The following is a 25,995-nucleotide window of genomic DNA, read 5'->3' as shown; positions in this document are numbered from 1 at the left end:
TCGGCGGGCGATGCCTCGCGGTTCTGTCTGCAGGCTGTCCGTCCCACTCCAGACCGCGCCGCTGTCACGAAGGGCCGTGTCCCGTCCGCTCGACGGGGGCAAACAGGACACTGGTTCGGTATCACTACACGAACATACGGTTGTGACCCGGATAAGCGGACTACCAAACTGCTTCGGGAACCGCACAAAAGGTCCGTGGGCAGCGGTGGGGGTCGAAAGCACTGGTTACCAGTTTTCGAACACTTCTTCCAATAACTTTCGCTCACCCGCACGGAGGTGCTGGTGGAACGTCGACGGACAGATGTCCATCGACTCGGCCAGTTGCTCGCCGGACACGTCCCGCGGCCAGTCGAAGAAGCCGCCGAGAAACCCCTTCCGGAGCGCCGTCAGCTGGCGGTTTGTCAGGCGGTCCTCGACGTTGGCGATGAACGCCTGCCTGGAGACCGGCGGTTCGTCCCGCTCGCGCACGGACAGCAGTTCCGTCTCCGGGTACCGGTCGCGGACCTGCTCGACCACGCTCCGGGTCTCCATCGACGCCGGGAGCGCGACGGTCACCGTCGCCTGGCCGGGTTCGACCAGGATGTCGCCCGCCTGTGCGCCCCGGTCGGCGACGACGGAGACGACCGGCGGGTCCGAGACGGTGAACTCGAACAGCGCCGCGTCGTCCGCCGTCGAGACGTGCGAGACGCCCGAGACCTGCGGGTGGTCGGCGGCGACGGCGCAGACCGCCGAGGGGTCGTCGGTCTCGACGAGGAAGAACATCACCGTCTCCTCGCCGTCGGGGACGCTCCCGCCGTACTCCATCGAACAGCCGAGTTCGCTCGCCACGTCGATGTAGAACACTCCGGGGTCGGTGACACGCAGTTCGAGTTCGGTGACGTTGTCGGCGGTCAGCAGCCGACTGGTCTCGCGGGCGTCGATGGCCGCCGCGGTCGCCCGACCGATGGTCCGCAGCACGGCCCGTTCGCGGGGGTCGAACACGTCGTCGCTGTCAGCGTAGACGGTGAGGACGCCGTACAGCGATTCGCCGGAGACCAGCGGGACGGCCGCGACCGAGACCACGTCCGAGTCAGCGAGGCGGCTGTGCCGGTCGTCGATGTCGCCGGTCACGACCTGGAGCGTCTCCGTGCGGGCCGCCTCCGCGACCGGGTCGTCGGCGTCGAGCGGGATAGACAGCATCGTCGGGCGGTCGGCGGACAGCGCCGTCGAGGACAGCGTCTCGTCGCGCAGGTCGAGTTCGGACACCCAGGCGAACTGGTAGGAGTCGACCGCGGCCAGGCGGTCGCAGACGGTCTGTTGAATCGCGTCGCGGGAGTCGACGGTCAGCACGTCGCCCATCACCGCCTGCAGCAGGCCGTCGACCCGGTCGACGAGCTGTTTGAGGTTCTGGCGTTCGGCCTTGAGCTCCTCGCTCCGGCGCTCGGCCGCCAGTTCGGCGAGCTTCCGCTGTGTGATGTCGATGTGTGCGACGACGGCGCTCCCGGCCTCGTCGTCGGGCAGTGGCGCGACCCGCATCAGGAACCACTGCTTCTCGTCCGGGGAGTGGCACGGGTACTCCATCGTAAAGAGGTCCTGCTCGCCGTCGATGACCGACTCGATGCCACCGAGGGCCTGCCCGGCGTACTCGTCCGCGTCGACGTCGGTCGTCGCGAAGTAGTTCGTCCCCTCCATCTCCCCGTCCTCGTCGCCCGCGAACTCCCGCCAGGCGCGGTTCGTGAACAGAATCGTCCCCTCGTCGTCGAGGACAGCGATGTTGATGGGCAGCGTGTCCAACGTCGAGTGAGCGAGTGTCTCTGGTGGCTTCATTCAGTGTCCCTGGCTGCGGATAGCCGATACACTGTGTAATAGCGGCTGGTGAATAAACGTGTGGCCCGGAACGGGGGACTGTTGCCTGTGCGAAAAGCTCTAAACAGTGTCACCGACAACGCACGGGTATGTTCGGGTCCCGGAGCCCACAGGGGAAGTCGGTCACCTGTATCGCGTGTGGGGAGTCCGTGCCACGGTCCGAGGCCCGCGAGTACGACAAACACGGCGACCGGTGGGACCGGCGGGACAAGGAGTTCGAACACCTCTGTAAGGCCTGTTTCGCGGAGCTGTGCCAGCAGCCCCGTGACGGCCTCGAAACGACGCTCGACGCCGCCGGGGCCGGCGAGGCCGACCGGGCGACGTTTCTCGAACGGTTCCGGGAACTCTCCGAGACCGAGGCGCGCGAGGAGTGACTGGGCGAATCCCACCCCGACAGCCCTAACTACGCCCTGTTCGTACCCGGCTACATGACTACCGAGGACGCGCAGGCGGCTGCCGGGACCGCCGAGGGACAAGGCCCCGTCGAAATCGACCCGGAGATGGCCCGACACTTGGAGAACAAACGCGAGGAACTGTTCGAGAAGTTCGGCATCCCCGACGAGTTCCCGCCCGAGGTCCTGGAGGAGGCCAGAGAACGCACCCAGGACGTGCAGGCCGAAATCGAAGACGAGGTCGACGAGCGCGAAGACCTCCGGGAGATGACCACCTGGACGACCGACCCCGTCGACGCCCAGGACTTCGACGACGCCATCTCTATCGAGGAACGCGAGGACGAGGTCGTCCTCTGGGTGCACATCGCCGACGTGACTCACTACGTCAACCCCGACACGAAGATGTGGGAGCAGGCCGTCGAGCGCGGGAACACCGTCTACCTCCCTGCCTACACCGTCCACATGCTGCCGCCCGTCCTCGCCGAGACCGTCTGTTCGCTGGTCCCCAACGAGGACCGGCTGGCCCACACCGTCGAGATGCACCTCGACAAGGAGAACCTCGGCTACGAGGAGATTAACATCTACAAGTCCGTCATCCGCTCGGACGCACGGCTGACCTACACCGAGGCCGAGCGCCTGCTCGACGAGCCCGAGACCGCGGCGGACGTGCTGGAAGACCAGAGCGTCGACCTCGCGGAGAAGACCGAGCGCGTCTGGGAACTGGCCGACCGGATGCACGAACAGCGCAAGGAGGAGGGGTCGCTCGTCCTCAACCCCGCCCGCGACCGCGCCCACACCATCATCGAGGAATGCATGCTCAAGGCCAACAAGGCCGTCACGCACGAGCTGATGTGGAACCGGGGCGTCGAGGCGATGTATCGGGTCCACCCCCAGCCCAGCCCCGACGAGTGGGACGAGGCGCTGGTCGAGATTCAGGAACTCGACGGCGTCTCCATCCCCGGCGACGCCTGGGACGACCCGCGGAAGGCCGTCAACGCCACGCTCGAACAGGCCCCCGGTCGCCAGCTGGACAAGATTCAGTGGGCCGTGATGAAGGTGATGCCCCGCGCGAAGTACATGAACGACCCGTTCGGCGGCCACCACGCCCTGAACTTCGAGATTTACGGCCACTTCACCTCGCCGATTCGCCGCCTGTCGGACCTCATCAACCACTGGATAGTCTACACCAACGACGTGCCCGAGGACCTCGTGGCGCTGTGTGACCGCGCCAGCGACCGGCAGAAGGACGCCGAGCAGTGCGAGCGCGAGTACAAGAACTTCCTGCAGGAGGTCGGGCTCGACCCGTCGGCGGTCAACAACCGCGGCATCGAAGTGGTCGAGGACCCCGACGAGGAAGAGGCGGACGCTGACGCAGCGGACGCGGCCGTCGAGGAGTAACGCCGACAGCGCCGTCGGGCGGCCCCGACAACGGGAAGAGCTTTTCACGGTCGGGTCGACAGGGCCGGTATGTGCCCTCCAGCACCCGCAATCGTCACCGAGGGGCTGACGAAACGCTACAGCGACACGTCGGCGGTCGAGGACCTCGACCTCACCGTGCCCCGCGGGAGCGTCTTCGGCTTCCTCGGCCCCAACGGTGCGGGCAAGACCTCGACGATTCGCATCCTGACGACGCTGACGGAGCCGACCGCGGGGACGGCCCGGGTCGCGGGCGAGTCGGTCGCCGACCGCGCCGCGGTAGTCGAACACATCGGGTTCCTGCCCGAGGAGCCGCCGCTGTACGACGAACTCACCGGCCGCGAGCAACTGGAGTACGTCGCGGGCCTGCGCGGCCACGAAGACTGGGACCGCGTCGAGTCGCTGCTCGACCGGTTCGACCTCGCTACGGACGCCGACCGCCGCGTCGAGACGTACTCGAAGGGGATGAAACAGAAGCTCGGCCTCGTTCAGGCGCTGTTGCACGACCCCGAGGTGCTCTTTCTGGACGAGCCCACGTCGGGACTGGACCCGCGGGCGGCCCGGACGGTGCGTGACACCATCAGCGAGGTCGCGGCCGCGGAGACGACCGTCTTCCTCTCGACGCACATCCTCCCCGTCGTCGAAGAGCTGGCCGACACCGTCGGCGTCCTGTACGACGGCGACCTCGTCGCGGAAGGGTCGCCGGCGGAACTGACCGACGAAATCGCGTCCGGCGGCACGCTCGAAGACGTGTTCCTCGACGTGACCAGCGAGCACCCGGGAGAGCGATGAGACGGCCGGACGGGCGGCGCGTCCACCTGATAGCGCGGACGGAACTGCGACGCACCTGGCGCAAGCTCCTGGGCACGACACGCGGGACGCTCGTGCTGTTTGGGGGCGGCGCGATGCTCGTCGCCTACAGCCTCGCCATCGGTGCGGGGGCGTTCTTTCTCGGCGGCGCCCTCACCGGCAGCGAGGCGCACACCGTCAGGCTTGCGACGACGGCGGGCATCGTCGGGCTGCTCGTGGTCGTCGGCTTCGTCACGCTCCAGCACACGGTGAAATCCGCCGGCGATCCCGACGCCGCCGACGGCCTGCTGACCACGGTTCCCTACGAGGACGCGGCGGCCGGGCTGCTCGCCGCCGAGGCCGGTCGCGTCTCGCTTGCCCTCGCCGTCCCGGTACTGGCGCTGGCCGGCGGGCTCGCGGCCGGTGACGCCGGAGTGCTCGTCGCCGCTGTGACCCTGGTCGGCTCGGCCGCGGTCGCCCTGCTGGGGACGGTCCTGGGATTCGGTCTGGGACTCGTGGCGAAACTGGTGGCGAACCGCTCGACCTTCGTCGCCAGCCACCGGGCGAGCGTCGGAGCCGTCGTCTCGCTCCTCCTGCCGCTTGGCTGGGTGGCGATGACGGCCGTCCCGACGGTACAGCTCCGCGTCCTCGAACTTGCGACCCAGTCCCCCCTCTCGTGGCCCGCCGACGTGGTCCTGCTCGTGCTGGGGAACGGCGGCGACCCCGTCGCTGCCGCCGTCGCCACTGTCGGGGTCTTCGGCGCGGTTCCGCTGGGCGCGGTCGCGTGCCTGTGGCTGGCCGGACGGGTCTGGTACGCCGACCCGGTCCAGCCCGACCACGAGTTCGACGCCGACGAACGGCCGCTCTCGGACCGCCTCCTCCGGGGCCGGGTCCCGACGGCCACCCGCGTGGTCGCACAGAAGTCCTGGCTCCGGGCCAAGCGGGCACCCGTCACCGTCCAGTTCGCGGTCATGCCCTTCTTCTTCCTGGTGTATCACCTGCAAATCGTCGTCCTGGAGCGGGTGGTGCCGCCGACGCTCCCGCTCGGTGCCGGCCTCGCCAGCGCGGCGGCGTTCGGGGCCGCGTTCTCGCTGAATCCGCTCGGCGGCGAGGAGGGCGTACTGCCGCTGACGCTGACCGCGAACGTCTCCGGCCGCGCGTTCGTCACCGGACTCGTCCTCGCGGGCGCGCTCCCCGGCGTCGTGGTCACGACGCTGCTGGTCGTCGGTCTCGGCGTCGCCGCCGGCACGCCGCCGGTCACGCTCGCCGTCGGACTCGCGACCGCGCTCGTCGCGACCATCGCCGCGCCGGCCGTCGCCGTCGGGGCTGGCGTCGTGTTCCCGAAGTTCGAGTCCTCGTCGGTGCAGGACCGGGAGGTGGTGGTCCCGAGCGGCTGGGCGTTCGGGCTGTACTTCCTCGTCCTCGGCGTGACCGTCGCGCCGGGGAGCCTGACCTACCTGCTCGCCGTCCGCGACGTAGTGCCGATACCGGTCGGTGTGACGTGGCTCCTCGGCAGTGGGCTGGCGGCGACCGTCGCAATCGCCGTCGCCGGCGCTGTCGCCGGCTTTCTCTATGCCGCCAACCGCGTGGCGACCTACCGACTCGACTAACAGACCGGCTTCGGGTCCAGTCCCATCGCCGCCAGTGCCGCCGCGTACTCGTCGTACGCCGCCGTAATCGCGTCCGTCGCGGCCGCCGCGGCCGTCTCGCGCTCGGACTCCGAGAGCTGACCGAGCGCGGCCTCCCCGTCGTCAAGTGCCGACGCCGTCCGGCGAATCTCGCGGAACGTGTCGGCCCGCTGCTCGTCGGCTTCGTTGACGAAGAAGCTCACCACCTGCAGGTAGAACCGGTCGGCGACCAGCGGCGCGGCGACGAGGCCGGCCCCGACCCGCTCGGCGGTTCCGTCGACGCGTTCCAGATGGTCGATGAGCCCGTCGTCGGCACCGGCTGCCGCCCCGATACGGTCCGCCCGCTCGGCCGCGGCTGCGGCGGCCGTCTCGAACCGCGCCGCCACGGGGCCGTCGCTTTCGTCGACCCACCCGTTCAGGACGGCCGCGAGTCCCGACTCACGGGTCGCGGCGGCCGCGAGCACCGCTTCCGTCTCCAGCGTCGCGTCCGTCGCGGCGACGAGCGCCTTGTCCGATCCCAGCCTGTTGCGTTCTGTTTCGGTCCGGTCGCGAACGGCGTCGATAGCGGCCCCAGCGTCCATACGTCCACTGGGCGCGGCACGGGCTTGAAATCCCCGCCCGATTTATCCCCCGGGCAGCGCTACGGTGCGTATGGCAGAGGACTACCCCGACCCGCCGACCGACCCCCCATCGCTGTCGGCGGCGGCGCTCCAGGCGAAACTGGACGACGGCGAGCCGCTCCGGGTGCTCGACGTCCGCGACCGCGACGAGTACGACCAGTGGCGGATTCGCGGCGAGTCGGTGACGGCGACACAGTTGCCGTTCACGAAGTTCCTCCAGGCGAAGGTGACGGGAGAGGTGGACCCCCTCGTCGCTAAGGTGGCCGGCACCGGCCCGATAACGGTCGTCTGCGCCCGCGGCGAGGCCAGCGCCTTCGTCGCCGGGCTACTGTCGGACCACGGCGTCGACGCGCGGAACCTCAGCGACGGCATGGAGGGGTGGGCGCGGCTCTACGAAGCCCGAGAAATCGACTGCGACGCCGCGACCGTCCTCCAGTACCGCCGTCCGTCGTCCGGCTGTCTCGGGTACCTGGTCGTCAGCGACGGCTCGGCCGCCGCCGTCGACCCGCTCCGAGCGTTCGCCGACCGGTACGTCGCCGACGCCGCCGACCACGGGGCGGCACTCACTCACGCTCTCGACACGCACGTCCACGCCGACCATGTCAGCGGAGTCCGCCGGCTCGCCGCCGAGACCGGGGCCGAACCGGTTCTCTCTGAGCGAGCGGTCGCCCGCGGCGTCGAGGGCGTGACTACACTGTCTGACGGCGACCCGCTGGAGGTTGGGTCGGCCACGCTGGAATCCTGTCCACTACCTGGTCACACGACCGGCATGACCGGCTTCACCGTCGGGGACGTGCTCCTGGCCGGCGACAGCGTCTTCCTCGACAGCGTCGCCCGCCCGGACCTCGAAGCCGGAGCCGACGGCGCTCGCGACCTCGCCAGCGACCTCTATCGCACACTGACCGACCGCCTCGCGGCGCTCCCCGACGAGACACTCGTCGCTCCGGGCCACTACGGCGAGTCGACGACGCCGGCCGCCGACGGCACGTTCACGGCCACCCTGGGGACGCTCCGCGACCGACTCCCGGCGTTCGCGATGGCCCGCGAGGCGTTCGTCGAGTACGTCTGTGACGACATCCCGCCGCGGCCGGCCAATTTCGAGCGGATTATCGCCATCAACCTCGGGACGGCGACGGCCGACGACGACACCGCGTTCGAGTTGGAACTCGGCCCGAACAACTGCGCGGCCGCGCCGCCGGACGCCTGACGCAACGCGACTACAGCGGGAGCCGCTTGCGAATCTGGTCGAGAATCGATTCGTCCTCGTCCGGCTGTGACTCACCCACCACGCCCTCCCCCGGCAGGATGACGGTCCGCTCCCCGTTGTCCTCGACCTCGATGAGGCCGTCTGCCTTGAGAGACGCGAGCGCGTCCTCGATACGGTCGATGTTCTCTTCCGTCCGCGACCGAAGCTCGAAGACGGTCATCCCCTCATCGCGGCGGTCAGCGAGCGCGTCGAGCACCGCAACCTCGGTGTCGTCCCGGTCGCGATACTCCGGCTTCGCTTTCATACGTCCTACTAAAACCGGCTGGGTCTAATCTTTGTCCCCCACACGCTGAGATGTACACCCCGCTCGCCACCGACGGCATGTGCCGTCTCATCGGGCCACTGTGGACTCTGTCCGCACTTCGAGACGCGGTATGGCTTTTCGTGCCGCTCTGGCGAGGGACCGCAATTCGAATCGGTTACACCGCACCGAAACTGGTCGGAAAATCTACCCCTGCCAGCCCTGTGTCTGTTACCGCGGTTGAACCGACAGCGAGGCAATAGCAGAGACATTCGCCGGCCTCAGACTGTCTGTGACGGGTTCCTGAGCAGCGTGGTCGTCACCGGCAGAGGACTACTGTCCTATAACACCGAACTGTGTGGTTTGTCACCGCCAATTCTCATGGTAGGCCGCCCCCTCTTCGGTGGTAGAGCCATACTTTGCCATGAGGTGTCGGAGCGACCACTCGTCGGTGTAGTACTTGTACGCCCAGATGTATTTGATGTGGGTTGTCTCAAACACTCCGCCATCTTCCGTAGTGAACGTTACATTGACTGTATCGGGTATGTACGTGTGGTCTTGTTCGTCGTTGTTGTTATACTCCTCTACAATGATGTAGTATGTCCATAGCGGATCAAGCCGGTCGTTTCGGGTTTTAGTGAAGTTTGTTGTATCTCTCATTTCATACGTCAAGTGATAGGAATCGTTCTCAGGGAAAACCTCTCCTGCAATAGAGGCATCATCTCTTGAAAGGTATTCCATCTCTTCATCAAACTGTTCAAACTTCTTTGCTGTGCTTATCTCATCTTCACTGGCAGACTCGGTCTCTGTTCCAGGTTCTTCCGTAGAAATGGGTTCCTTCTCAGTTTTCGTAGCTACGGACGTTGGGGCCTCAGTAACTTCTGGCGTAGATTCCAGCGTCTGCGTTGACGTAGCTGTATCTTCGGTTGGTCCGCTGTCCCCCGCAAATGTGGAACAGCCGGCAGAAATAATTAAGAGTGCGATAGCGACGGTGCTAATAATAGTTCTGATGTTACTCATGCTTCTGAGTCTCGTGATTGAGGTCTATTTTGTTTCTTTCTTCTACAGGTGGAAGATTCGAATCTCCAATCGGGGTTAGCAATGGATATGGGCTCAAACTAGTTTCCGACACTCCGTCCACTGCCGCCGATAGTGAATTAAGCGCAATCCCGCCAGCGGATGCAAACGCAGTCGAGACACTGACGAAACTATTTTCGGACAAGATATCAGGGACCTCGAAGTATTCATCAACATACTCACGGGCGTTCGTGACCATGATAACCGGAACGACGACTAGGAGCGAAGGGGCACCTGCAATCATCACTAGTAGGTAGGCAACTAGCTCTCGGATTTTTCTATTTTCATTCATTTTTCTTATATTTATTTTATATTCAAATTTATTTTCATAGGGCGTTTTTTAAGCTATTACCAGAAACCCCAACCCCCTCCATCATCACTGTCACTTCCATCGTCACTACTACCACCATTATTGTCACTACCATCATCGTCACCACCAAATAAACCGCCGAGCAGACCGCCATCATCATCGTCGTCACTACCGTCATCATCACTGCTGCTGCCACCGTCATCACTGTCGTCATCAAATGGGCCGCCATCATCGTCGTCACCACTCTCAAACGGATTGTCGTTTTCTGCCGATGGCTCGTCGGGTAGTGAAGCACTCTCGTCACCACCATCGGCCCCCCTGTCTGGGTCCATTAGGTTATTCGGTACGCTAGAGTCTGGCCGGGTAGTACCGGAGTTGGGGGTGTCATCATCACTGCCATCATCGTCACTACTCCCATCATCACCACTACTCTCATCATCATCCTCACCACTGCTACCATCATTATTCGCTTTCTTTCTCTTTTGTCTTAGCGCCGCTTTTTGCTCGTCAATAGTTTCTTTACTGAACGTGCCTCCGTTACCGTTCTTGGAATACCTGTTCATATTCTCCTGTTCGATAACTTGAGTGAGTTCATTGTTCACATATATCCATAGACCATCTCGTCCGTCAGTGTCGACAATGGTATCGCCAATGGTCATAGCGGCTGAAGTACAGCCCTGATTCTGACCATCGACGTAGTAGTTTCCACTGCCACCTGGACAACCGTTGCCGCCCCCACCGCCACCGCCACCGTTCCCGGACGGGGCGACGACCCGAACGGTTCGGTTGGAGACGCCACGCCGTCCGGCAGCGTCGTAGGCGACCGCGCGGACGGACACGTTGCTGGCGTCGTCGAACGTGTGAGAAATCGTCGAGGTGCCGTTCGAGCCGGCGACCCGCGTCCGGTTCCGGACGGTTCCGTCGACGACCCAGGCGAGCGTCCGGAGGGCGGCGTCGCCGGCGGTCACGTTGGCAGTCAGATTCCGCCGGCCGCCGGTCGGGAGCGCGGTCGGGGCCGAAACCGAAACTGACGGCCCACCGGGAGCCGCGACATCGACGTGGAGCGTGTCCGATTGTGAGACGCCGTCGTCGTCGGTGACGGTAACGGTGACGTCGTACTGGCCGGTTTCGGCCGGCTGGAACGTCGTCCGGACACAGGTCCGGCAGTCGGGCGTGCGTGTCGTGCCACTCGGCGTTTCGATGGCCCACACTACACTCTCGATTGCACCGTCGGGGTCGCGCGAGCCGTTGGCGTCGAGGTGGACCGTCGTCGCTCGTTCGGCGGACTGGTCGAGCCCGGCGTCGGCAAGCGGCGGCTGGTTCCCGGTCGCCATCGCGGTCCCGCCGAGCAGGGCCGAGAGGGCGACGACCGACACCACGAGTGCCGTCGTCCGCTGCATGGGTGCATCGTAGCACCAGTACGGGTTATAAAATTTCGCAAACCAGTTTGAAATTAACACGGTACCGGTCCGAAACAGGCCGGCCCCTGTCACGAACGGTGGAGCCAACGGGCAGGGTTTAAGTACGCCACGGTGGGAAGTTCTGGCAATGGGTCTCAAATGTTCCGTCCTCGGGCACAAGTACGGTGAGACCACCGTCGAGCGCGAGCGCGAAGAGCAGGGTAGCGAAGTCGTCATCACCATCCAGGAACGGGAGACCTGTGAGCGGTGTGGAAATACGCGGATCGTCTCGGAGAACAAGGAGGTCACGGCAATCGAGACGCCGTCGGACATCGCCAGCGACCTCGTCGACGACGAGTCCGAATCCGCGTCCGAACCGGCGGCGGCCGAGTCGACGCCGGAAGACGAGCCGACCGACGACGCGGCCGACTCCACCGACGAGGGAGCGGAGCGGTCGGACGGTTGGGACAGCGTCGACGACCCGGTCGAAGCGCCGGGGGACGCGGGAGTCGACGGCGCGGACGACGGGGAGCCGGTCGACCCGTCCGCCGACGACGCCGAGATTATCGACGACGGCGACGACGGCGAGGAAGAGAGCGGGGACGTGGAACTGGACGAGCCGACGACGACGGTCGACGTGCCGGACGCCGAAGGCGAGGAGCCGGTGACAGAAGACGAGACAGACCCCGAAAAGGACGACGGGCTCATCCTCGGCGAGGAAGAGGAATCCGAGCCGGTCGGTGGCGACCGCCAGCCCGGCGAGTGGCCCGACGAGCCCGGCGACGACGGCGACGACTGGTCGCCGGAGACGATGCCGGTCGACACCGGAACGGACGACGAGTCGGGCGTCGAGTCGGCCGGCGACAGCGCCGTGACGGTGCCGGAAGGCGAGTTCGCCTGTCCGGAGTGTGGGTTCACCACCGAAGTGGAGTCGACGTCGCTGCGCGCCGGCGACTTCTGTCCGGAGTGTCACAGGGGCGCACTTATCACCCGGGACGAGGAGTGAACGCAAAGGGTAAGACAGCCCCTCGCAAAAACTCGCCCATGCGAGAGTACAAGATGCGACGGGGCGAGCATCTCGAAGACCGCGTCCCCGACATGGAAGCGTTCGTCGAGGAGTACTTCGGCGAGGTAACCGATACGGAAGACTACGAAGGCAACGACCTGCTGGTCGTCGACGACCCGGACAACCCCGTGTTCGAGCGGGTCGTCGCGGGCCGCGTCGAGTACGGCTCGAAGAAGGACAAACTCGCGCTACACATCGACGAGCGCCCCGCGGAGGAAGTCATCGCCGAGGGGAACGTTGACGCGGCCGAGGACGCAGTGGCCAAGAAAAACGACTTCCTCGAGGAGGCGACGGACCGCGACGCGAAGGCGCGCCGCGACTCGCTGAAGCGCTCCGTCGAGGACGACGCCGACGCCCCGGACAACGTCTGACGCCGGTCGTCGGGGAACCGTGAGTGCCGGCGATACCGTGGCTCGTAGCCGCTGGTTCTTCCGGACCGAGTACCGCCAGTATCACACAGCGTCAGACGGGCGTCACATCTAAATACGCTTGTGGCATACATTCACATACGCCTCGCCCGGAGGCGCACAGAAGTATCCGGGTCACGAGACACCCTCGTGTTGCCACGGAGCCAGCTCCGGGGCAGCCTGTCATAGTTTGTCCGCCCGCCGGAGCGGACCCAATCCGGCATTCGAGCGGCCAGGTCAGGTGCCGAGCCCGCAGCCCTGTTTTACCGGCATCGGAGCGGAGAGACGCCGCGCCGCTATTCGGCGAGCCCGTAGCCGCGCTTGAACAGCAGGAAGTCGATAGACAGCACGACCACGGTCGTCCCGGTCAGGACGGCCAGCGACGTGTTCGGGTCGATTTCCGTGACGCCTATCATGCCGTAGCGGACGCCGTTCACCATGTATACCATGGGGTTGAGCAGTGAGACGTTCCGCCAGAACGCCGGCAGAACTTCCAGCGAGTAGAACACCGCGCCGAAAAACACCAGCGGCCGGAGGATGAACTGGTTCATCACCGTGAGGTAGTCGAAGTCGCTCGCCCAGAGGCCGCCGATGACGCCGAGTCCGCCGAACAGCGTGGTAATCACCAGCAGGAACGAGACGAGATACAGGGGGTTGGCGACGGGGACAGACGTGAATATCAGCCCGACCCCGACGATGAGTAGCGACGTGACGATGCCCCGGAGCGCGCTGGCCGAGACGTAGGCCGCCACCATGCTTCGGTTCGACATCGGTGAGGTGAGGACGGCCTGAATGTAGTCGTTCCAGCGCCCGTGGAAGATAGTGAAGGAGGCGTTCTCGAAGCTGTCCGAGATGGCCCCGAGCACGACCAGTCCGGGCAGGACGAACTGGAGGTAGCTCACGCCCGCAATTTCGCCGATTCGGCTCCCGAGGATGACCCCGAACACGGAGAAGTACAGCGCGTTCGTGATAATCGGCGGGAGGAAGGTGTTGTACGGACGGCGGACGAACCGCAGGACCTCCCGTCGGGCCAGCGTCAGGAACTGCGTCGCGTTCGGGTTCATGCCGACACCTCCGCGTACTCGCGGTCGTCGCGGGTCATATCGACGAACACCTCTTCGAGCGACGCGCGACGGATGTCGAGCGAGGTGACGGTGTGGCCCTGGGCTTCGAGTTCGCGCATGATGGCCGGCGCGGTCTGGCTCCCGCCCATCGCGGTGACGGCAAGCCCCTCGTCGGTCAGTTCGACGTCGGTGATGCCCTCGACGTCGAGTCGAGGGGCTGTCCGGGGGGTCTCGGCGAGTTCGAGGACGATAGTGTCGGTGCCCCGGGCCATCAGGTCGTCGGGTGTCGCCACCTCGACTTTCCGCCCGTCGTCCATGATGGCGACCCGGTCACAGAGCCGCTCGGCCTCCTCGATGTAGTGGGTCGTCAGCAAAATTGTGGTCCCGGCGTCGTTCATCCGGTTGATGATGTCCCAGAGGTCGTGGCGGAGCTGGACGTCGACCCCCGCCGTCGGCTCGTCGAGGATGAGCAGGTCCGGGTTCGAGACGAGCGCGCGGGCGAGGACGAAGCGGCGCTTCATCCCGCCGGAGAGCCAGTCGAAGCGCGTGTCGCGCTTGTCCCAGATGCCGACGGTCTGCAGTGCATCCTCGGCCCGCGTCCGGGCCTCGGCACGTCCGATGCCGTGGTAGCCGGCCTTGTGTTCCAGTACCTCGATGATGGGGAAAAAGCGGTCGACGTTGAACTCCTGTGGCGCGACGCCGATTCGGTCGCGGACCTCCCGGTAGTCGTCCTCCACGTCGTAGCCGAACACCTCCGCGGTCCCCCCGTCCTTGTGGACGAGGCCGACCAGCGTGTTGATGAACGTCGTCTTGCCGGCCCCGTTCGGGCCGAGCAGCCCGAAGAACTCGCCCTGCTCGACTGTCAGCTCCAGGCCTTCGAGCGCCTGGACGTCGCCGTAGCGCTTCCGTAATCCGCTGGCGCGTATCGCCGGTTCAGTCATTGCCGCTCTTAGCGTGGCGACACCGAAAAACGCATTGAAGCCCCCGAAAACCGGCAGTTAGACTGATACAAGCTGACAAGAACGCGGCGGAACGGCGACAGGGCGTTACCGACCGAGGCGTTCCCGGGCGATGCCGACGCCAGCCGGCGTGATGATGAGCTGGTCGTCGTCCTTCTGGACGATGTCGCCGCCGACCTCGTTGGCGACCTGCTTGAGTTCGTCGCTGATGTGTTCCATCGTCCGGTCCTGCGTCGAGTGGCGCGTGATGTCCGCGACGACCACGTCGCCGTCGTAGACGGCGTCCTTGATTTCGATGACGTCCTGTTTGTCGCTGATACGGGCGATACGGACCTGGCGTTCGAGTTCCGTCCCGGCCATCTCGAATTCGTTCGCGTCTAGTTCGACGTAATCCTCGGTGTTCCGAGAGGACCCAGACTCCCCGAGAATCTTGCTCATCAGTCCCATGTCACTCACGGCGTGCGCTACCCGTTTCAACTTTTCGTCCATCGAATGTATCTCCGACGCGCCTGACCGGCCGCCGTGTCGCTTGGCACGACATCTCCTGCACGAAACGGTATTCACCGACGGTACGTGGGCCGACAGCGATGTGTCCGCCCGCCATCGGGACGACTCCCCGTACCGTCGCGGTCGGCGGCGGCGCTCTCTATGTGGCCGCCGTGCTGTCGTGGCTGTTTGCCAACGGCGTCCACTTCTCGTCGCAAGGCCCGACGGCCCTCGCGTTCGGGGCCAGCTACGCCGCCGTCGGGCTGTTTCTGACCGGTGCCGTCCCGCTGTATCTCTGTAGTCGCCTCTCGCTTGTCACGCCGGTGCTCGTGACGCTCTGGCTGCTCGGCAACACGGTGTCCGAGTGGCGCTACGGGACGCACCTCCACCCGCTGTCGTCGTATCTCACCGTCTGACCCCTGTTGCTCGGGGTTGCGGTGGGTGCCGGCGTCGTCGAGGCGGCGGTCAGAATCGGTCTTCGCCGCGGTGTCGGCCGGTTCGGACTCCGGCCGCTGGTGTGACTGGAGCGAGGACAGAACCGCGCTACACCGAGAACTCGAAGAGGTCGTCGCCGACGTGGTGCAGCGACTTGACGACCTTCCCGCTGTCGCCGACCATGTCGTCGCCGTCGGTCTGTGCGCGGCCCACGGCCAGGAACTTCCCGTGGGACTCCTCGTTGATTACGACGAGGTCGCCCTCGCTGATGTCGGCGTCGGCCTCGGTGATGCCCGGCCGCATGATGTCCGCGCCGTCCGAGACGAAGGAGACGGCCCCGGCGTCGACGGTGACGATGTGTTTCTCGGGCGGGTGCTGGTTGGCTCCCTGTACTGTGAGGAACGGCTCACCATCGAGGTAGAGCACGAGCGGGTCGCCGTCGACGAGGACGACGTCCCAGTCGCTGTCGTCGAACTCGACCTTTTCGAAGCTGTCCGCGTCGAGTTCGACACCGAGGTTCTCCGACAGCGCCGTCGTGATGGTGTCGACCTCGTCCGAGCGGAGGTGGTGTCGGGACTTGACTTCCATGCCCGCGTCTCCTCGGCGATAGAGGGTAAGCGTAACGAAGCGTGCGAGCGGCGGACGGACGCAGGTTTTTGTCCGCGCGGTCCGAGGTCGGGATATGCGAGTCGTCACGCTGCTGCCCTCGGCGACGGAAACCGTCTACGCGCTCGGCGTCGAGCCGGTCGGCGTCTCACACGAGTGCGACTACCCGCCGGCGGCCCGCGAGAAGCCGTCGGTCAACCGCTCGCGCGTCGACCCGACGGCATCGAGCGGCGAGATAAACGAGCAGGTCGCGGCCGCCGAGGAGGGCGACGGCGTCTACGCCGTCGACCGCGGGACGCTGGCGGAGCTGGACCCCGACCTCGTCGTCACCCAGGGCGTCTGTGACGTCTGTGCCGTCGACCACGTGCAGGTCGCCGAGGCCGTCGCGGACCTGGGACTGGACGCCGAGGTGCTGACGCTGGACGTCCACAGCCTCGCCGACCTCTTCGACTCCATCCATCGGGTCGGCGCGGCGGTCGGCCGCGCCGACCGCGCCGCGGAACTGGTCGCCGACCTGCGGGACCGCGTCGCGGCGGTCGAGACGACGGCGGCGCGTGCCGAGACGCGACCCCGGGTGGCGGTGCTGGACTGGCTGGACCCGGTGATGGTCGCCGGTCACTGGGTCCCGGAGATGGTCGCGACGGCCGGCGGCACCTACGGGATGGAGGCGGCCGGCGCACACTCCCGGCCGCGCGAGTGGGCCGAAGTCTGCGAGTACGACCCCGAGGTGCTGGTGGCCGCGCCCTGTGGCTTCGACGTGGCACAGACCCGCGAGAACATCAGCGACCTGACCGACCGCCCCGGCTTCGACGACCTGACTGCCGTCCGCGAGGGCCGTGCGTACGTGCTGGACGGCCACCACTACGTCAACCGGTCGGGGCCGCGGCTGGTCGACACGCTGGAGTTCCTGGCGGCGCTCGTCCACCCGACCCTGTTCGAGACGCCGCCGCCGGACGCCGCCGTCGAACTCGGGACCGTCCGGGCCTAGGCGGCCGCGGCCAGACCGACGTAGGTGTTCCCGAGGACGACGACCGCGCCGACGGCGACGACACAGAGGAGCCAGGCCCGCCACAGCGGGACCCGCTCGACCACGTCACGACACTCCAGTAAGACGACGCCGACGTAGAGGACGACCGCCATCTTCAGCGCAATCACGAGCAGCGGCTCGTGGACGAGCAGCGTCCGTATCCACGGGTTGGCCTCCAGGCCCGGCCCGGCGAACTGCGCGGCGAACAGCGTCGACAGCGCGTCGCCGAAGCCCCAGACGAGCACCAGCGAGAACACCAGTTCGACGTAGCCGGGCTTCTGGAGGCGGACCGAAAAGGGATGGGGTGCGTGGTCGGGACGAGACATGTGGAACGTTGTCCCGACTCGTGGCTATCGGGGCATAAACCTCGGTTCCGCAGTATCAGCCGTGAGAACAGCGGGCCGGTCAGTCCTCGGCGAGCGAACAGCGGCCCTCGTAGCTGGCGTCGGTGACGCTGGCGATGGCCGGGTCGTCGCCACACACCGGGCAGTCGGGGTTAGGGGCGACGGGGATTTCCTCGAAGGCCATCTCGGCGGCGTCGTAGGCGATGAGTCGGCCCTCCAGGGTCTCGCCGTAGTCCATGGCGAGCTTGACGACTTCGGTGGCCTGCATGCAGCCGATAGTGCCCGGCAACACGCCCAGCACGCCCGCGGTCGCGCAGTCGGGAACGGTCCCCTCCGGGGGCGCTTCGGGGAACAGACAGCGGTAACACGGGCTGTCGCCGGAGAACGTCGTCACCTGTCCCTCGAACTGGAAGATAGCGCCGTGGGAGAAGGGCGTGCCCGAGAGCGTGCAGGCGTCGTTGACCAGAAAGCGCGTGGCGAAGTTGTCGGAGGCGTCGACGACGATGTCGTAGTCGGCCACCAGGTCGGTCGCGTTCTCCCGGGCCAGCCGCAGTTCGTGGCGGTCGACGCTCACGTCAGGGTTGAGGCCGGTGACGAACTCGGCGGCGCTGTCGACCTTCGGCCGCCCCACGTCGTCGTCGCCGTGGATGACCTGCCGCTGGAGGTTCGACCGCTCGACGGTGTCGTCGTCGACGATGCCGAGCCGGCCGATACCCGCGGCCGCGAGGTACTGGAGCACCGGCGCGCCGAGGCCGCCGGCCCCGACGACCAGCACGTCGGTGTCGAGCAGCGCGGCCTGGCCCTCCGGCCCGACGTCGTTCATGATGATGTGCCGGGAGTAGCGGTCGAGCTGTTCTGGGTCCAGATCCGGTCGCATACCGGCCGTACGCCACCCGGAGAAATAAACGGCGGGTTCGCCCCGAACGCTTCGGACCGTGGAGCCGACGGAGCGGGCCGGGGTCAGCTGTTGCGTTCGAGGTCCGCCACGAGGTCGTCTATCGCCTGATTGATGTCGCCCAGCAGGTCCGTCTGCTCGTTGGAGCGGTTGGCGATGTCGGCCGTGCTGTCGGCTATCTCCTGGGCGGCTTCCGTGGACTGGTCTATCATGCTGGCCACTTCCTCCGTGGAGGCGGCCTGCTGGTCTGTGGCCGTGGCGACCTCCTCGATGCCGTTGTTGACCTCACGGACGGTGTCGTCTATCTCTTCGAGGATTTCCGTCGACTCCTCGACGGTGTCGATGCCCTCGTCTATCTCGTCGTTGCTCTCTTCGAGGCTTTGGACGGCGTTTTGCGTGTCCTCCTGGATGCCGTCTATCATCTCCTCGATGGTCGTCGCCTGTTCCTGGGACTCCTCGGCGAGGCTCTTGACCTCGTCTGCGACGACGGCGAACCCTTCGCCCGCTTCGCCCGCCCGCGCGGCCTCGATGGAGGCGTTCAGCGCGAGCATGTTCGTCTGGTCCGCGATGTCGTTGATGACGTCGACGATTTCGTCGATTTCCTGGACGCTCTGCTGTATCGTCTTGACGTCCGCCGCGACGCTGTCGGCGGCCTGCTGGATGTTCTCCATGGCCTCGTGAACGTCGTCGGCGTTGCCCTGCCCGCGCTCGGCCAGTTCCTTCGCCTCGCGGGAGGCCGCGGACACCTCCTCGGACGAGGAGGCTATCTGTTCGACCGACGCCGAGAGGTTCGACACCTCGTTGGCGATTTCGGTTATCCCCTCGTACTGCTCGGCGGCCTGCTCGCGGATGTCGTCGGTCTCCTCGGCGATGCCGACCGACGAGTCCTCCACTTCGGCCAGCATCGTCTGAATCTCGCTGGCCGCGTCGTGGCTGTAGCCGGCCTCCGTGTCGATATCCTCAGCGATGTCGTCCTCGATGTCCGCGTCGATATCGTCGTCGATACCTGTTTCGTCTGCGACACTCTCGACAGGTCTCTCTGCCATATACTAGTTGGGTCGTGACGGCGATATAAAAACGGGATACCCAATGGTATCAGAGACGATATCTGGAACGGCCCTCCGCGTCAGCAGTCGTACAGCGCGCGGTACTTCTCGTCGACGTAGTCGAGGAAGTGGTCGGCGGTGAACGACTCGCCGGTGGCCTCTCGAACGAGGTCGTCGGTCTCGTAGCGCGCCCCGTGACGGTGGACGTGTTCGGTGAGCCAGTCGTGGATGGGGTCGAACTCGCCGGCGCGGACGTGGTCGTCGAAGCCGTCGATGTCCCGGCGGGCGTGGTGGTCCAGTTGCGCGGCCAGCACCGACCCGAGCGTGTAGGTCGGGAAGTAGCCGAACGCGCCGTTCGTCCAGTGGATGTCCTGCAGACAGCCCTCGGCGTCGGTGTCGGGCCGGACGCCGAGGTACTCCTCCATCTTGTCGTTCCAGACTTCCGGCACGTCCGCCACGTCGAGGTCCCCGCGGATGAGGTCGCGCTCGATTTCGAAGCGGACGATGATGTGCATGTGATACGTTAGCTCGTCCGCCTCGACCCGGATGAGGTTGTCGTCGTACACCTCGTTCGCGGCCTCGTAGAACTCCTGGGGCGACGCATCGGTCCCGAGGTGGTCGTTGGCCGTCTCGGCGAAGAAGTCCCAGAACGGCTCCGAGCGGCCGACGTGGTTCTCCCAGAAGCGCGACTGGGACTCGTGGACCGAGAGGTCGCGGTTGTCGCCAAGCGGCGTGCCGTACTCTTCCTGTGGCAGACCGAGCGTGTAGGTGGCGTGCCCGAACTCGTGGATGGTCGACCCCAGCGCGTCCAGCGGGTCGTCGGGAGTGAACCGGGTAGTGACGCGGGCGTCGAACTGCGTGCCCATCGAGAACGGGTGGGGCGCGGTGTCCAGTCGACCGCGGTCCCAGTCGTAGCCCAGCGTGTCCAGCGCGGTCTCGACGAGGCCGTGCTGGGTGTCGTCGTCGTAGGTCCCCTCGAACGGGTCAGCAAGCGTCACGTCGCTGTCGGCGATGTCGTCGATGAGCGGCACGAGCGCGTCCCGGAGGTCAGTCAGCACCGCTTCGGCGGTGTCGATGCCGAGGTACGGCTCGTACTCCTCGAACAGGACCTCGTAGGGGTCGCGGTCGGGGTCGATGGCCGCGGCGTACTCCCGACGGAGTTCCACGAGTTCGTCGAGCGTGTCCGCGAACGCGTCGAAGTCATCCTCGGCCTTCGCCTCCTTCCAGACCGGCAGGGCGTTCGAAGACGCCTCCGAGAGGCGCTCGACGAGGTCGGCGGGGACCTTCCTCGCCCGCTCGTGGTCCCGGCGAACCTCCCGGACGACGGCCGCCTGCTCGGCGTCGAGGTCGGCCTCGGCCAGGTCGTCGAGCCAGTCGGCCAGGTCGTCGTCGGTCAGCAGTTCGTGATGGAGCGTCGAGATGGCGGAGCTCTGCTTCGCGCGGGCGGGCGTCCCGGCGTCGGGCATCATCACCTGCTGGTCCCAGTTCAGGACGCCGCCGGCGTCCTGGACGTAGTGGAGGCGGCGGACGTGGTCGAGGAACTGCTCGTACGTGGACTCGGTGTCCTCGCTCGCTGTTGCCATACGCCGTGGTTAGGCGGGCGTCCCTAAAGACCCGGTGCCGCCGGTAAGGAGTGCGCGAGCGGCGCAGGATGTGCGGTCGGCGCGGCACGCTCGCGTCCCCGGACTCACGCCGGGGGCCACCGTTCGGCGACGCGCTCGTAGATCTCGCGACAGCGCTCCAGCACGGCGAGCGAGACGCTCTCGTCGGCGGTGTGTGCCTCGCCCGGTTCGGCCGCGCCCACGACGACGCAGTCGGTGCCCGCCCCCGCGAGCCAGCCGGCGTCGGTCGCGTGGGGCTTGACCACGTGTTCGGGCGCGCCGTCCTGCGCTCCGGTAGCGGCGTCCAGCACCGCGTCGGCGAAGTCGGCGTCGCCACAGGCCATCGGCGGGAGGTCCTGGTCGACGCGCCAGGTGACGCCGTCGACGGCCTCGGCGCGGGCAAGCGGCGCGCGCTCTCCGGGGACCGTCCGCTCGTCGACTGTGACCTCGCATCGCTCGGGGATGACGTTCCAGGCCGAGCCGCCGTCGATTTCCGTGACGGCGACGCTCCCGCTCAGCTCGTGTCCCAGCACGGTCGTCTCGGGAAAGTCGAGGTCACGGACCACGTCGACGGCGTCGGTGGCGCGGTAGATGGCGTTCGCGCCGGCGTCGGGTTCGCTCGCGTGGGCCGCCGCGCCCTCGGCGACCAGCGTCGACCCGCGCCGGCCCTTGTGCGCGACGGCCACGTCGGTGACGCCGCCGGCGGAGTAGCCGGTCGACCCCTCGCCGACGACGGCGTAGTCAGGCGCGAACCCGGCCTCGATGGCCGCCTGACAGCCCAGTCCGCCCTGCTCCTCCCCGACGAAGGAGGCGAAGACCAGTTCGCCGGCGGGGTCGGCGTCCCGGAAGGCCAGCATCGCCGCGGCGACACAGCCTTTCATGTCGGCCGTGCCGCGGCCGTAGAGGCGACCGTCGCGTTCCTCGACGACGTACTCGCCGTCGGCGTCAATCTGCGACTCGTCCGGGGGCACCACGTCGTGGTGGCCGACGAGGGCGAGCGACGCGTCTCCCCGCCCTTTGCGAGCGATGACGTTCCCGTGGTCGTCGCGGGCGACTCGCGCGTCGGTGTGGTCCCGGAGCCACGATTCGACGAAGTCGCCGGCGGCCGCGTCGTCGTCGTGGCTCGGAATCGAAACGAGGGCGCGAGTCAGCGACGGCAGCGTCTCCATACCGGAGATCGGGTGCCGGGACGGGAAAAACTCCGCGGCGACCTCGCGGTGCCGGGAGACGGGGCGCGGAAGCGCGGACTCCATACCCTTATCAACGGCAGTCTCCAACGGCCGGATATGGAAATCGTACCGGACACGAGCGTGGTCATCGACGGCCGCGTGTCCGACCAGGTGGAGGCCGATGCCGACCCCGACACCGACGTCGACGGCATGGGCTTTGCCGGCGCGACGGTCGTCGTTCCCGAGGCCGTCGTCGGCGAACTCGAAGCACAGGCGAACGACGGCCGCGAGACGGGCTGGGAGGGCCTCGAAGAGCTCCAGACGCTCGTCGACCTGGCCGAGGACGGCCTCATCGACGTGGAGTACGTCGGCCGGCGACCCGACGCCATCGAGAAGCGGGAGGCCGGCGAGGGGCAAATCGACGCGCTCATCCGGGACATCGCCGGCGACCGCGACGCCACGCTCGTGACCAGCGACGACGTACAGGCCCAAGTGGCCCGCGCGAAGGGGCTCGCGGTGGAGTTCGTCGAGCCGATAAAGCGGACGGTCGACCGGCTCCAGATAGAGAACTTCTTCGACGAGGGGACGATGAGCGTCCACCTCAAGGTCGGCGTCGAGCCCTACGCCAAGAAGGGCTCTATCGGCGACATGCACTACCAGCCCATCCGCGAGGACGTCGCCACAGAGGCGGAACTCCGGGAGTACGCCGCCGACATCGAGGAGAGCGCGCGCGCCTCGCCGGACGGCTTCCTCGAACTCGACGAGCCCGGCATGACCATCACCCAGTTCCGTGACTACCGAATCGCCATCGCGCGGCCGCCCTTTTCGGACGCGCTCGAAATCACGGCCGTCCGGCCCATCGTCAAGACCGACCTGGACGACTACGAGTACGCCGACGAGCTCCGGGACCGCTTCACCGAGCACCAGCGCGGCGTCCTCATCTCCGGGTCGCCCGGGGCCGGGAAGTCCACCTTCGCCCAGGCCGTCGGCGAGTTCCTCGTCGACGCCGACTACGCCGTCAAGACGATGGAGAAACCGCGGGACCTCCAGGTCGGGCCGAACATCACCCAGTACACCGAGCTCGGCGGGTCGATGGAGAAGACGGCCGACTCCCTGCTGATGGTCCGGCCGGACTACACCATCTACGACGAGGTGCGCAAGACCGACGACTTCGAGGTGTTCGCCGACATGCGACTGGCCGGCGTCGGCATGGTCGGCGTCGTCCACGCGACCCGCGCCATCGACGCGCTCCAGCGCCTCATCGGCCGCGTCGAACTCGGCCTCATCCCGCAAATCGTCGACACCGTCGTCTACATCGAGGCCGGCGAGGTCCACACCGTCTACGACGTCTCGACCGAGGTCAAGGTCCCGCAGGGCCTGATGGAGGAGGACCTCGCGCGACCGGTCATCATGGTCAAGGACTTCGAGACCGGCCGCCCGGAGTTCGAGATATACACCTTCAACCGCCAGGTCGTCACGGTGCCGCTGAACGACGACGAGGACCAGCCCGACTCCGGCGTCGACCGCCTCGCCAAGCAGGAGGTCGAACGCGAGATTCGCTCCATCGCACGGGGCCACGTCGAGGTCGAACTGCGCGGGCCCAACACCGCCGTCGTCTGGGTCGAGGACGACGACATCTCACAGGTCATCGGCAAGGGCGGGGGCCGCATCTCCGACGTGGAGAACCGCCTCGGCATCGATATCGACGTGCGCACCTTCGAGGAGCGACCGTCCGGGCCGTCGGGCGGTCCCCAGACCGAATCCGGCGGCAAGCAGGGCGAAATCGTCCAGCCGGAAGTCACCTCACGGCACGTCATCGTCCCGCTGGACGGCCACGCCGGCGACACCGTCGAACTGCAGGCCGACGGCGAGTACCTCTTTACCGCGACGGTCTCCCGTGGCGGCGAGATTCAGGTCTCGCGCGGGTCCGGCATCGCCGAGGAACTGGAGCGGGCCATCGACCGCGGCAGCACGATTACCGTCGTGCCGTCGTAGACTCGCGGAGCGGTCACGACCTATTCTGCTACCGGTGTGCCAACCGAAGCGAAGGGGGCTTCACCGACGGGAGGCCGGAGGCCGAACCGTCGAAAACGACAGCTAAATTCCGGTGTAGCCCCACAGTCAGCACATGACCGACACAGTCGTCGGCGGGCTGGTAGACCAGGCGACGCTGGCCGACCGGGTCGAGCGCGGGGTCGCGCCCGACTGGGTCGCCGACCACTGGCGGACCTTCAGCGCGGGACTGACCGGCGAGCGAAACGGCACGCCGTTTCCCTGCTTTTTCGGCGCGGAGTCGGTCCGCGACGGCGAGCCGCTGTACACGGCCGTCCCGTCGATGAGCGACCCCGACGCGCTGTTCGACCTCGGCCGGACGGTCCTGGAGTACCTGGACACCTACCGGGACCACAGCGAGCGGGCGTCGCTGGTGACGTTCTTCCGCCCGCCCGAGCGGCCGCTGACCGAGGCCGAGTACCACGACCGCCTCTGGCACGTCCTCCAGTTCCTGCACGTCCACGACCCGGAACCGTGGCCCGCGGATATCCCGACCGACACCGACGACCCCTACTGGGAGTTCTGCTTCGGCGGCGAGCCGATGTTTCCGACGTGTCGCGCGCCGTTCTACGACACGCGGAAGAGCCGCTACTGCCCGGTCGGCTTGGAGATCACGTTCCAGCCGCGGTCGCTGTTCGAGGAGCTGGACGTGACGGCCGACACCGAAGCCGGCCAGCACGCCCGAGAGGTCATCCAGGGCCGCCTCGAAGAGTACGACGGCGTCTGCCCCCACGCCGACATCGGTGACTGGGGCGTGGAGGGCGACCGCGAGTGGCCCCAGTACATGCTGTCCTCGGACGAGGCCCAGGCCCCGGACGAGTGCCCCATGACCGTGACGCGAGAGCACCCGAAATCGAAGTGGCTCGTCGACACGCCGGCCCCGGAGCCGGCGGACTGATGCCGGCGCTGTCACTTTCGGCGGCCCCGGTGCTCGTGCTGGTGGACTTCCAGCAAGGGTTCGGCGAGTCGGGGTGGGGGACGCGGAACAACCCCGACGCCGAGGCGAACGCGGCGCGGCTGCTCGCGGCGTGGCGCGAACGCGACCTGCCCGTGGTCCACGTCCGCCACGACTCGACCGAACCGGACTCGCCGCTCCGACGGGGCGAGCCGGGCTTCGCGTTCAAGCCGGGGCTGGCTCCCGAGGCCGGCGAAACGACGTTCGAAAAGCGCGTCAACGGCGCGTTCGTCGACACAGACCTGGAGGCGTGGCTCCGCGAGCGCGGCCACGGGACGCTCGTCGTCTGCGGGCTGACGACCGACCACTGCGTCTCGACGACGGCGCGGATGGCCGAGAACCGCGGGTTCGACGTGGTCGTCGCGCGGGACGCGACGGCGACGTTCGACCGCGCGCTCGACGGCGAACAGTTCGACGCGCCGCTGGTCCACCGGACGGCGCTGGCGCAGTTACGCGGCGAGTTCGCGGCAATCGCGGCGACCGACGACGTTATGGCGTCGCTGTAGCTACCGGCCGCGTTGCGAGACACCACAGGAAGAAAGCGACGTCAGTCCGAGACGGCGGCGTCCGCTTCCGCCGGCTGGTCGGTAATCTCGTAGAGGTTCTGTCGCGCGTCGGCGAAGTACACGTCTTCCTCGATGACACCGACTTCGTCGAGTCGTTCCAGAGCGTACCGAACGGTCCGGGCGGAAAGCATCGACTCTTCGACGATGCCTTTCTGCGTCAGCGGGCCGTCGTACTCCAGAACCTTGTACACGAGCTTTGCGCTCGGCGGAAGGTCTGCGATGGCCTCCCCATCAGAGTCCGTCATTACGCGTAATCACAAGCGCCGGGCGCATAAAGATTGAGGAGTCCGTCCCGCCGGCACGGCCACTCGCACGCGCCACAGCCCCGAACC

General features: G+C 66.8%; 27 protein-coding genes and 1 pseudogene. 12 read left to right on the top strand and 16 right to left on the bottom strand.

Translation table 11 applies throughout. The features are described from left to right. Positions 1–225: 225 nt before the first annotated feature. A complete protein-coding gene (locus tag VI123_RS03960) occupies positions 226–1,806 on the bottom strand; it encodes a bacterio-opsin activator domain-containing protein (RefSeq protein WP_336336755.1) in 1,581 nt (526 codons plus the stop codon). Positions 1,807–1,934: 128 nt separating this feature from the next. Here VI123_RS03960 and VI123_RS03955 point away from each other — a divergent pair, with 128 nt between their 5' ends. The 4 genes from VI123_RS03955 to VI123_RS03940 all read left to right on the top strand — a co-directional run bounded on the left by VI123_RS03955 (position 1,935) and on the right by VI123_RS03940 (position 6,052). Then, complete coding sequence (locus VI123_RS03955) at positions 1,935–2,219, top strand: DUF7562 family protein (RefSeq protein ID WP_336336754.1); 285 nt, start codon at positions 1,935–1,937, stop codon at positions 2,217–2,219. Between the two features lie 54 nt (positions 2,220–2,273). Further along, entirely contained in the window at positions 2,274–3,635 is a 1,362-nt protein-coding gene (locus VI123_RS03950; protein WP_336336753.1) for a ribonuclease R family protein, read from the top strand. A gap of 69 nt (positions 3,636–3,704) precedes the next feature. Next, positions 3,705–4,445 (top strand): ABC transporter ATP-binding protein, encoded by a 741-nt coding sequence (locus VI123_RS03945; RefSeq protein ID WP_336336752.1) that lies wholly within the window; start codon positions 3,705–3,707, stop codon positions 4,443–4,445. Further along, positions 4,442–6,052: a hypothetical protein gene (locus VI123_RS03940; RefSeq protein ID WP_336336751.1), complete on the top strand. Its 1,611-nt coding sequence runs from the start codon at positions 4,442–4,444 to the stop codon at positions 6,050–6,052. The genes VI123_RS03945 and VI123_RS03940 overlap by 4 nt, the downstream gene beginning before the upstream one ends. On the opposite strand, the gene VI123_RS03935 is transcribed toward VI123_RS03940, so the two are convergent. After that, on the bottom strand, positions 6,049–6,651 hold the full coding sequence (locus VI123_RS03935; RefSeq protein WP_336336750.1) for a transcription antitermination protein: 603 nt from the start codon (positions 6,649–6,651) through the stop codon (positions 6,049–6,051). The genes VI123_RS03940 and VI123_RS03935 overlap by 4 nt on opposite strands. Positions 6,652–6,721: 70 nt before the next feature. Between VI123_RS03935 and VI123_RS03930 the strand changes: the two genes are divergently transcribed. Beyond that, complete coding sequence (locus VI123_RS03930; RefSeq protein ID WP_336336749.1) at positions 6,722–7,897, top strand: MBL fold metallo-hydrolase; 1,176 nt, start codon at positions 6,722–6,724, stop codon at positions 7,895–7,897. 10 nt (positions 7,898–7,907) lie between these two features. Here the strand turns inward: VI123_RS03930 and VI123_RS03925 are convergent, their stop codons facing one another. From VI123_RS03925 to VI123_RS03910, 4 genes are all read right to left on the bottom strand, one after another. After that, positions 7,908–8,201, bottom strand: a complete 294-nt coding sequence (locus VI123_RS03925) for a DUF6432 family protein (protein WP_336336748.1) — start codon at positions 8,199–8,201, stop codon at positions 7,908–7,910. A gap of 363 nt (positions 8,202–8,564) precedes the next feature. Continuing rightward, entirely contained in the window at positions 8,565–9,218 is a 654-nt protein-coding gene (locus VI123_RS03920; RefSeq protein WP_336336747.1) for a hypothetical protein, read from the bottom strand. After that, positions 9,211–9,567 carry a hypothetical protein gene (locus VI123_RS03915; RefSeq protein WP_336336746.1) on the bottom strand — a complete coding sequence of 119 codons (357 nt, stop codon included), beginning with the start codon at positions 9,565–9,567 and terminating at the stop codon, positions 9,211–9,213. Before VI123_RS03915 ends, VI123_RS03920 begins: the two co-directional genes overlap by 8 nt. 56 nt (positions 9,568–9,623) lie before the next feature. Next, on the bottom strand, positions 9,624–10,985 hold the full coding sequence (locus VI123_RS03910) for a PKD domain-containing protein (RefSeq protein WP_336336745.1): 1,362 nt from the start codon (positions 10,983–10,985) through the stop codon (positions 9,624–9,626). Positions 10,986–11,133: 148 nt separating this feature from the next. Between VI123_RS03910 and VI123_RS03905 the strand changes: the two genes are divergently transcribed. After that, complete coding sequence (locus VI123_RS03905; protein ID WP_336336744.1) at positions 11,134–11,991, top strand: DUF7093 family protein; 858 nt, start codon at positions 11,134–11,136, stop codon at positions 11,989–11,991. 38 nt (positions 11,992–12,029) lie between these two features. Continuing rightward, positions 12,030–12,422 carry a DUF5611 family protein gene (locus VI123_RS03900; protein ID WP_336336743.1) on the top strand — a complete coding sequence of 131 codons (393 nt, stop codon included), beginning with the start codon at positions 12,030–12,032 and terminating at the stop codon, positions 12,420–12,422. A gap of 332 nt (positions 12,423–12,754) precedes the next feature. On the opposite strand, the gene VI123_RS03895 is transcribed toward VI123_RS03900, so the two are convergent. From VI123_RS03895 to VI123_RS03885, 3 genes are all read right to left on the bottom strand, one after another. Further along, entirely contained in the window at positions 12,755–13,522 is a 768-nt protein-coding gene (locus tag VI123_RS03895) for an ABC transporter permease (protein WP_336336742.1), read from the bottom strand. Further along, complete coding sequence (locus tag VI123_RS03890; protein ID WP_336336741.1) at positions 13,519–14,463, bottom strand: ABC transporter ATP-binding protein; 945 nt, start codon at positions 14,461–14,463, stop codon at positions 13,519–13,521. Before VI123_RS03890 ends, VI123_RS03895 begins: the two co-directional genes overlap by 4 nt. Before the next feature lie 105 nt (positions 14,464–14,568). Next, a complete protein-coding gene (locus tag VI123_RS03885; RefSeq protein WP_336336740.1) occupies positions 14,569–14,928 on the bottom strand; it encodes a cell division protein SepF in 360 nt (119 codons plus the stop codon). Between the two features lie 140 nt (positions 14,929–15,068). Between VI123_RS03885 and VI123_RS03880 the strand changes: the two are divergent. Continuing rightward, positions 15,069–15,488: pseudogene (locus VI123_RS03880) on the top strand (hypothetical protein). Positions 15,489–15,510: 22 nt separating this feature from the next. Here the strand turns inward: VI123_RS03880 and VI123_RS03875 are convergent. Continuing rightward, on the bottom strand, positions 15,511–15,990 hold the full coding sequence (locus tag VI123_RS03875; protein WP_336336739.1) for an RNA-binding protein: 480 nt from the start codon (positions 15,988–15,990) through the stop codon (positions 15,511–15,513). 94 nt (positions 15,991–16,084) lie between these two features. Here VI123_RS03875 and VI123_RS03870 point away from each other — a divergent pair, with 94 nt between their 5' ends. Beyond that, entirely contained in the window at positions 16,085–16,996 is a 912-nt protein-coding gene (locus tag VI123_RS03870) for a cobalamin-binding protein (RefSeq protein WP_336336738.1), read from the top strand. Here VI123_RS03870 and VI123_RS03865 read toward each other — a convergent pair. The 5 genes from VI123_RS03865 to VI123_RS03845 all read right to left on the bottom strand — a co-directional run bounded on the left by VI123_RS03865 (position 16,993) and on the right by VI123_RS03845 (position 22,090). After that, a complete protein-coding gene (locus VI123_RS03865; RefSeq protein ID WP_336336737.1) occupies positions 16,993–17,361 on the bottom strand; it encodes a DUF5658 family protein in 369 nt (122 codons plus the stop codon). The two genes, VI123_RS03870 and VI123_RS03865, sit on opposite strands and share 4 nt — an antisense overlap. Before the next feature lie 79 nt (positions 17,362–17,440). Further along, positions 17,441–18,256 (bottom strand): SAMP-activating enzyme E1, encoded by an 816-nt coding sequence (gene ubaA / locus VI123_RS03860; protein WP_336336736.1) that lies wholly within the window; start codon positions 18,254–18,256, stop codon positions 17,441–17,443. Positions 18,257–18,339: 83 nt separating this feature from the next. Continuing rightward, positions 18,340–19,320, bottom strand: coding sequence for a methyl-accepting chemotaxis protein (locus VI123_RS03855; RefSeq protein ID WP_336336735.1), 981 nt, complete (start codon positions 19,318–19,320; stop codon positions 18,340–18,342). Between the two features lie 80 nt (positions 19,321–19,400). Continuing rightward, the gene (locus tag VI123_RS03850) at positions 19,401–20,903 is read right to left on the bottom strand and encodes a carboxypeptidase M32 (protein ID WP_336336734.1); all 1,503 of its coding nucleotides are present in this window, start codon (positions 20,901–20,903) and stop codon (positions 19,401–19,403) included. A gap of 104 nt (positions 20,904–21,007) precedes the next feature. Further along, positions 21,008–22,090, bottom strand: a complete 1,083-nt coding sequence (locus VI123_RS03845; RefSeq protein ID WP_336336733.1) for a M20 family metallopeptidase — start codon at positions 22,088–22,090, stop codon at positions 21,008–21,010. A gap of 117 nt (positions 22,091–22,207) precedes the next feature. On the opposite strand from VI123_RS03845, the gene VI123_RS03840 reads away from it, so the two are divergent. From VI123_RS03840 to VI123_RS03830, 3 genes are all read left to right on the top strand, one after another. Next, complete coding sequence (locus VI123_RS03840) at positions 22,208–24,085, top strand: PINc/VapC family ATPase (RefSeq protein WP_336336732.1); 1,878 nt, start codon at positions 22,208–22,210, stop codon at positions 24,083–24,085. 133 nt (positions 24,086–24,218) lie between these two features. Then, positions 24,219–25,040 (top strand): YqcI/YcgG family protein, encoded by an 822-nt coding sequence (locus VI123_RS03835; protein WP_336336731.1) that lies wholly within the window; start codon positions 24,219–24,221, stop codon positions 25,038–25,040. Then, the gene (locus VI123_RS03830; RefSeq protein ID WP_336336730.1) at positions 25,040–25,603 is read left to right on the top strand and encodes a cysteine hydrolase family protein; all 564 of its coding nucleotides are present in this window, start codon (positions 25,040–25,042) and stop codon (positions 25,601–25,603) included. The genes VI123_RS03835 and VI123_RS03830 overlap by 1 nt, the downstream gene beginning before the upstream one ends. A gap of 41 nt (positions 25,604–25,644) precedes the next feature. On the opposite strand, the gene VI123_RS03825 is transcribed toward VI123_RS03830, so the two are convergent. Next, the gene (locus VI123_RS03825; protein WP_101350940.1) at positions 25,645–25,908 is read right to left on the bottom strand and encodes a helix-turn-helix domain-containing protein; all 264 of its coding nucleotides are present in this window, start codon (positions 25,906–25,908) and stop codon (positions 25,645–25,647) included. Positions 25,909–25,995: the final 87 nt, after the last annotated feature.

Source organism: Haloarcula sp. DT43 (genome assembly GCF_037078405.1).
GTDB classification, from domain to species: domain Archaea; phylum Halobacteriota; class Halobacteria; order Halobacteriales; family Haloarculaceae; genus Haloarcula; species Haloarcula brevis.
The sequence above is the reverse complement of the archived record's forward strand: the minus strand, read 5'-3'. Positions and strand labels throughout refer to the sequence as shown.